This is a genomic window from Streptomyces sp. IBSBF 2435, from assembly GCF_036815005.1.
Lineage (GTDB): Bacteria > Actinomycetota > Actinomycetes > Streptomycetales > Streptomycetaceae > Actinacidiphila.
In genome coordinates this window covers 1-6,599 of record NZ_JAJSYW010000269.1, presented here as the reverse complement: position 1 = coordinate 6,599, position 6,599 = coordinate 1, and the positions used below count along the sequence as shown (strand labels likewise).

The following is a 6,599-nucleotide window of genomic DNA, read 5'->3' as shown; positions in this document are numbered from 1 at the left end:
GCCCCCGGCGCCGCCGTCGATCCCCCCGATCCCGCCGCAGCACTCGCACTGGGACGACCACGGCCACGGCTGACGGGGGCACCATGGGAGGGTGAGCGGGTATCGGGAACGGGCCGCCCTGGCACCAGGGGTGACCGTATGGACGCGGACCGGCGTCGGCGGTCCCTACCGGGTGCTGCCCGACGGCTGCATGGACCTCATCTGGCACGACGGCGCCCTGCTGGTCGCCGGACCCGACACAGCGGCGCATGTCGTCACCGACCGGCCGGGCAGCAGCTACGCGGGCCTGCGGTTCGCCCCCGGCGTGGGTCCCGCGCTGCTGGGCGCGCCCGCCCGCGAGGTGCGCGACCTGCGGGTGCCGCTCGACGGCCTGTGGCCGGCCGCCGAGGCCCGGCGGCTGGCCGAACGTGCGGACGCCGGACCCGCGGCGGCGCTGGACGCGTGGGCCGCGGACCGGATACGTACCGCGGAACCCGCCGATCCGCTGCTCGGGCCGGTCGCCGCCGCCCTGTCAGCGGGCCGCCCGGTCGCCGGCATCGCGGCCGCCAGCGGCCTCGGCGAGCGGCAGCTGCGCCGCCGCTGCGAGGCGGCCTTCGGCTACGGCCCCCGGACGCTGGCCCGGGTCCTGCGGCTCCAGCGCGCCCTGGCCCTGGCCCGGGCCGGCACGCCCTTCGCCCGGGTCGCCGCCGACGCGGGCTACGCCGACCAGCCGCACCTGTCCCGCGAGGTACGCACCCTGGCCGGCGTACCGCTGAGCGCACTGCTGTCCTAGGCGGCCGATGCCGCGAAGAGGTCGACGGCGTTGCCGTCCGGGGCGTGGACGACGGCGTAGCGCTGGCCCCAGAAGGCGTCCCACGGCTTGAGGCGGCCGTCGTGGCCGGCCTCGGTCAGCTCGGCCCACGGCAGGCGGGCCGTATGACCGCCGTCGTGAACGAAACGATCACCCTTTTGTGGTGGGCGCCGCCGCGAATGCGCACCCATCTTCGCGGCGGCGCCGTATGTGGAGGGTTGCCCCTCTGCGGTGGAGCTGTGCCCCGCAGGGGCGCGGGGACCGCGCTGCCGCGCAGGGCGGCGGGTCAGCCGCCGGACCGGGGGGAGGGGGCAGCCGCTCAGGCGCCCCACCCGGTCAGCTGGGCAGCGTCCAGGACTGGTTGGCCGACCCCGTGCAGGACCAGATCTGCAGCTTCGTCCCGTTGGCCGATGTATTGCCCGTGGCGTCGAGGCACTTGCCCGACTGCGGGTTCACCAGCGACCCGCCCGACCCTGGCTGCCACACCTGCGACCCCGTCCCGTTGCAGTCGTACAACTGCACCTTCGACCCGTTCGCCGTACCGGCAGCCGCCACGTCCAGGCACTTGCCGAGCGCCTTGAGCGTCCCACCGGAAGCGACCGTCCAGGACTGCGCGCTGGTGCCGTTGCTGTTGGAGCCGTTGATGATCTCGGGCAGGTACACATTGCGCAGCATCGTGCCGAAGCGCCCGGAGTTCGGCCAGCCGCCGGTGTAGGTGTACTTGATGATCTCGGCGGCCCGCGGCCACACCGAGCCCGCCCAGCCGGTCTGCAGCGGCGCGTTGCTGTTGGTGTGCCCGGTGATGGTGGACGACCAGGCGTCCATCAGCTTGATCGACTCCTGCGCGTAGGCGGAGTTGCCGCTGATGTACCAGGCGAGCGCGTCGGTGTACGCGGCGATGGCGTCCTCGCGCTCGTCCGTACAGCCGTTGTCGGGGTCGGAGTACGGCCCGCACTCGACGGTGCCGCGCGGCTTGGGGGTGCGCGACAGCGAGGCGTAGGAGCTGGAGGCCATCTGCGAGTACGCGGCGGCCCAGGGCGCGGCGCCGGCCTGCACCTTGGCGCGTACGTAGTCGAGTTGGGACCTGCTGACCAGCACGCCAGGGTGCACGAAGGCGGTCGGCGCGGCGGCGACGCCGGGGGCCGCCGCGGGAGCCGGGACGAGGGCGGGTGCCGCGGCCGGGCCGGCGGCGGTCGCGGCACCGGTACCGGTCAGTACGGCCAGCGCGGCGCCCGCGGCGACCATGGCCGAGGCGCGGCGGAAGCGTTTACGCCGATGACCTGCGGGAGGCGTGCGGTCGAGCGGACTACGCATGTGGGGGCTCCCTGACTGCGCTGCGAAAAAGGTGGGGGGCGTCAAAGATGGTATGGACCATAGGTCATTGACATGAACAGCGTCTAGACCTTTGAATCCTGCTACAGGCGCACGTCCCCCCCACCGTCGCGCACGAGGAAGGCCTTTCCATGGTCAGAACCCGAACCGCACAGTCCCGGATCCTGATACGTCTGTTCGCTCTGCTCGCCGTGCTGCTGGCCGCGTTGACCGCCCCCGCGCACCGGGCGCACGCGGCGGCTCCGTTCAAGGTGCTCGCCTTCTACGACGGCACCTACGACGCGGCGCACATCAGCTTCGTGCACGAGGCCAACGCGTGGTTCCCGCAGCAGGCGGCGGCCAACGGCTTCTCGTACACCGCGACGAACGACTGGAACCAGCTCAACACCGCGAATCTGGCGAACTACCAGGTCGTGATGTTCCTCGACGACTACCCGCAGACCGCCGCGCAGCGCAGCGCGTTCCAGACGTACATGAACAACGGCGGCGGCTGGATGGGCTTCCACGTCTCGGCCTACAACGACCAGACGCCCAGCGACTGGTCGTGGTATCACGAGACCTTCCTCGGCACCGGCACCTTCCAGTCCAACTCCTGGGGGCCGACGTCGGAGACGCTGAAGATCGAGGACCCGAACCACCCGGCGACCGCGGGCCTGCCGTCCACCATCACCTCGTCGGTCAGCGAGTGGTACAGCTGGCAGCACGATCTGCGGCAGAACCCGGCCATCGACATCCTGGCGTCGATGGACCAGTCCACTTTCCCGATCGGCACCGACCCCAACCAGACCTGGTACAGCGGGTACTACCCGATCGTGTGGACCAACCACAACTACAAGATGATCTACAACAACTTCGGCCACAACGCGATGGACTACGCCACCAACACGACGCTGTCGTCGACCTTCGCCAGCGCGCAGCAGAACCAGCTGCTGCTCCAGGGGCTGCGCTGGCTCGGCGGCCAGTCGGGGCCTGTCACCCCGCCGCCCGCTGGCGCGACGGGGCCGATCCACGGCTTCGGCGGGAAGTGTGTCGATGTGGCGTCGGCGAGCAGTGCCAACGGCACGGCGGTGCAGCTGTACGACTGCAACGGCACCAGCGCGCAGTCCTGGACGGTCGCTTCCGGTGGGACGCTCAAGGCGCTCGGCAAGTGCCTGGACGTGGCGGCTGCCGGTACGGCGAACGGGTCGAAGGTGCAGTTGTACGACTGCAACGGGACGGGGTCGCAGGTGTGGCAGCCAGGGTCGGGCGGGTCGCTGGTGAACCCGCAGTCGGGCAAGTGCCTCGACGCCACGGGCAATACATCGGCCAACGGGACGAAGCTGCAGATCTGGTCCTGCACGGGGTCGGCCAACCAGTCCTGGACGCTGCCCAGCTGACCGGGTGGGGCGCCTGAGCGGCTGCCCCCTCCCCCCGGTCCGGCGGCTGACCCGCCGTCGTGGCCGCGACAGGCCACGACGGCGCCGCACTCGGCAGGGTGGCTGAGGTCCCGTGGCGCGCCGCCGCACGAAACGCACCGGCCGTCAGGCCGGATACGCGTGGGTCCGCGCGCCCTCGACCGACACCCACACGGCGCCGCCAGGCACCAGTGCGAGTTCGGCGACCGCGACCGTCGTCAGGTCGGCCGCCAGCGGCAGCCCGTCGGCGGGCCCCGTGCCGGTGAGGATGACCCGGGTCCGGTCGCCGTGCGACTCCATGCCGGTCACGCCCGCCGGCCAGGCGTCGCGCGCAGCGGCGTCGGGGCGGTCCCGGTGCAGGGTGACCGCGCCGGGCGGAAAGGCGACGAAGGCCGGCCCGTCCAGCGTCTCGGTGCAGGTCAGCTCCAGACCCGGCGCCAGCCGTACGGTGCGGCCCGCGGCCTCGCCCTGGTAGAGGTTCAGGCCGGCCAGCCGGGCGATGTAGTCGGTGCGCGGGCGGCGGGCGACCTCCGCCGGTGTGCCCTCCTGCACCAGGCGGCCGTCCTCGATCACCATCAGCCGGTCGGCCAGCACCATCGCGTCCAGCGGGTCATGGGTGACCAGCACCGCCACCGCCTCGAACGCCGCCAGGTGCCGCCGCAGTTCGGTCCGTACGTCGAGCCGGGCGCGCGCGTCGAGGGCCGCAAGCGGCTCGTCGAGCAGCAGCAGCCGCGGCCCGGTGGCCAGCGCCCGGGCCAGCGCGACCCGCTGGGCCTGCCCGCCGGACAGCCGCCGCGGCTTGGCGCCCGCGTGGTCGGCCAGGCCCATCCGGTCCAGCAGGCCGGCGGCCAGTGCCCGCGCCGCGGCCCGCGGCACCCCGTGGCAGCGCGGCCCGAACGCGACGTTCTCCAGCGCCGTCAGATGCGGGAAGAGCAGGTAGTCCTGGAAGACCACCCCGACCGGGCGGTCCTCGGGCGCGATCCGCCGCCGTAGCGCCGGATCCTCCAGCGTCTCGCCGTCCAGCCGCAGGTGCCCGGCGGTCAGCGGGGTCAGCCCGGCCAGGGTGCGCAGCGCGGTGGTCTTGCCCGCGCCGTTCGGCCCGAGCAGCGCCAGCACCTCGCCGGGCCGTACGGCCAGCGTCACGTCGAGGGTGAAGGCGCCCCGGTCGAGCACCAGGTGGGCGTCGAGCCCGTCGGCGTCGCCCTCGGTGAGCACGGGCGGCCCGGAACCGCTCATACGGCGCCCGCTCCCGTCCAGCGTTCCCGCAGCCCGGCCAGGACCGCGAGGGACACCGCGAGCAGCACCAGGCTCAGCGCGATGGCCGCCGCCGGGTCGTCCTGGAGTGCCAGGTAGACCGCGAGCGGCATCGTCTGGGTGCGCCCGGGGAAGCTGCCCGCGAAGGTGATGGTCGCCCCGAACTCGCCCAGCGCCCGCGCCCAGGCCAGCACCGCGCCGGCCGCGACACCCGGGGCGATCATCGGCAGCGTCACCCGGCGGAAGGCGGTGAGCCGGGAGGCGCCCAGCGTGGCGGCGGCCTCCTCGTACCGCGCGTCGGCGGCCCGCAGCGTGCCCTCGACGGTGATCACCAGGAAGGGCATGGCCACGAAGGTCTCGGCGACCACGACCCCCGAGGTGGTGAAGGGCAGCGTGACCCCGAAGGCCGAGTCCAGCCAGCGCCCGACCACCCCGTTGCGGCCCAGCGCGAGCAGCAGCGCCACCCCGCCGACCACCGGCGGCAGCACCAGCGGGAGGGTGACCAGCGCCCGTACCAGGCGCCTGCCGGGGAAGACCGTACGCGCCAGCAGCCACGCCAGCGGCACGCCGAAGAGCAGTGAGGCCGCCGTCGCCAGGGTCGCGGTCTGCAGCGACAGCCGCAGCGCCTGCCACACCTCGGCGCCGGCCAGCTGGTGCGGCAGGTCCCGCCAGGGCGCCCTGATCAGCAGCGCGACCAGCGGCAGCAGCAGAAAGGCCAGCCCGATCAGCGCCGGCAGCACCAGCGCGACGGGCACCCGGCCGCTGCCCCGCAGGGCGTCCCGGCGGCCGGCGGCGGCGGCGCTCCGCGAGTCGTCCGTCACGGGTTCAGGAAGCCCGCAGCGGTGAGCACCTTCTGGCCCTCGGCGGACTTCACCAGCGCGATGAAGGCCTGCGCCGCCGTCGCGTTGGGGGCGTCCTTGAGCGCCACGATCGGGTAGGCGTTGATGGCCTTGGCGGACTCGGGGAACTGCACGCCGTCCACCCTGCCACCCGCGGCGTCCACATCGGTCTGGTAGACGACCGCCGCGTCGACCTCCTTCAGCTCCACCTTGGTCAGCGCCGACTTCACGTCCTGCTCGTAGGACACCGGGGTGAGCTTGAGGCTGCTGGCGGTCAGCGCCTTCTGGGCGGCGGAGCCGCACGGCACGGTCTTGGCGCACAGCGCGACCTTCAGACCGGACTTGGTGAGGTCCTTGAGCGTGGCGATGTGCTGCGGGTTGCCCGGCAGGGTGGCGATCTCCAGCTGGTTGCGGACGAAGGCGACAGGGGTGCCCTGCCCGTCGCCGGCGTCGGTGACCGTCTTCATGGTGGCCGGACTCGCGGCGGCGAAGACGTCGGCGGGAGCACCCGAGGTGATGCTCGCCGCGAGGGTGTCGCTGCCGCCGAAGTTGAAGGTGGCCTTCGTGCCCGGGTAGGCGGTCTCGAACTGCTTGCCCAGTTCGGTGAAGGTCTCCTTGAGCGACGCCGCGGCGAAGACGGTGAGCGAGCCGGAGACCTTCGGCGACGCGCTCGCCGAGGCCGGGGCGGAGCCCGCGGCGGTCGTGGTGGCGGAGTCGGAGGACTTGTCGTCCGAGGAGGAGCACGCGGTGAGCGCCAGCAGCATCGCGGCGCCACCCAGGGCCAGCGGCAGGGCATGGCGTCGCGCGGAACGGGTTGTCACGGGAAGTCTTCCTCTCTGCCGCACGCTGCCGTGCGGATACGACGATCATAATTCCGCAGATGCGAGGAGGAAGTCTGCTGGCGCATTGCATAAACCAAACAATCAGGCCGCCGGGGGGGGGGGGGGGGGGGGGGGGGGGGGGGGGGGGGGGGGGGGGGGGGGGGGGGGG

Annotated in this window: 6 protein-coding genes and 1 pseudogene; 2 read left to right on the top strand and 5 right to left on the bottom strand. The window is 73.2% G+C overall.

All coding sequences use genetic code 11. The features are described 5' to 3' along the window. The first annotated feature begins 91 nt into the window (after positions 1–91). Complete coding sequence (locus V7E46_RS31600) at positions 92–772, top strand: helix-turn-helix domain-containing protein (protein WP_443054411.1); 681 nt, start codon at positions 92–94, stop codon at positions 770–772. Here V7E46_RS31600 and V7E46_RS31595 read toward each other — a convergent pair. Beyond that, positions 769–900 (bottom strand): annotated as a pseudogene (locus tag V7E46_RS31595) (VOC family protein); the annotation flags it as partial. The gene V7E46_RS31600 and the pseudogene V7E46_RS31595 overlap by 4 nt on opposite strands. Positions 901–1,126: 226 nt before the next feature. Continuing rightward, on the bottom strand, positions 1,127–2,035 hold the full coding sequence (locus V7E46_RS31590; RefSeq protein WP_333771620.1) for a ricin-type beta-trefoil lectin domain protein: 909 nt from the start codon (positions 2,033–2,035) through the stop codon (positions 1,127–1,129). A gap of 218 nt (positions 2,036–2,253) precedes the next feature. Between V7E46_RS31590 and V7E46_RS31585 the strand changes: the two genes are divergently transcribed. Further along, the gene (locus V7E46_RS31585) at positions 2,254–3,498 is read left to right on the top strand and encodes a ThuA domain-containing protein (RefSeq protein WP_333771617.1); all 1,245 of its coding nucleotides are present in this window, start codon (positions 2,254–2,256) and stop codon (positions 3,496–3,498) included. 144 nt (positions 3,499–3,642) lie between these two features. Here the strand turns inward: V7E46_RS31585 and V7E46_RS31580 are convergent, their stop codons facing one another. From V7E46_RS31580 to modA, 3 genes are read right to left on the bottom strand one after another with little or no spacing between them, the layout of a single operon-like run. Continuing rightward, positions 3,643–4,752 carry an ABC transporter ATP-binding protein gene (locus V7E46_RS31580; RefSeq protein WP_333771616.1) on the bottom strand — a complete coding sequence of 370 codons (1,110 nt, stop codon included), beginning with the start codon at positions 4,750–4,752 and terminating at the stop codon, positions 3,643–3,645. Further along, positions 4,749–5,591 carry an ABC transporter permease gene (locus tag V7E46_RS31575; protein ID WP_443054410.1) on the bottom strand — a complete coding sequence of 281 codons (843 nt, stop codon included), beginning with the start codon at positions 5,589–5,591 and terminating at the stop codon, positions 4,749–4,751. The genes V7E46_RS31580 and V7E46_RS31575 overlap by 4 nt, the downstream gene beginning before the upstream one ends. After that, positions 5,588–6,373 (bottom strand): molybdate ABC transporter substrate-binding protein, encoded by a 786-nt coding sequence (gene modA / locus V7E46_RS31570; RefSeq protein ID WP_333771618.1) that lies wholly within the window; start codon positions 6,371–6,373, stop codon positions 5,588–5,590. The genes V7E46_RS31575 and modA overlap by 4 nt, the downstream gene beginning before the upstream one ends. Between the last annotated feature and the right edge of the window lie 226 nt (positions 6,374–6,599).

Excerpts from the sequence above, each read along its gene's own strand:
- V7E46_RS31590 (WP_333771620.1), bottom strand. The coding sequence starts at position 2,035 with ATGGTCGCCGCGGGCGCCGCGCTGGCCGTACTGACCGGTACCGGTGCC.
- V7E46_RS31585 (WP_333771617.1), top strand. The coding sequence starts at position 2,254 with ATGGTCAGAACCCGAACCGCACAGTCCCGGATCCTGATACGTCTGTTC.
- V7E46_RS31580 (WP_333771616.1), bottom strand. The coding sequence starts at position 4,752 with ATGAGCGGTTCCGGGCCGCCCGTGCTCACCGAGGGCGACGCCGACGGG.
- modA (WP_333771618.1), bottom strand. The coding sequence starts at position 6,373 with ATGCTGCTGGCGCTCACCGCGTGCTCCTCCTCGGACGACAAGTCCTCC.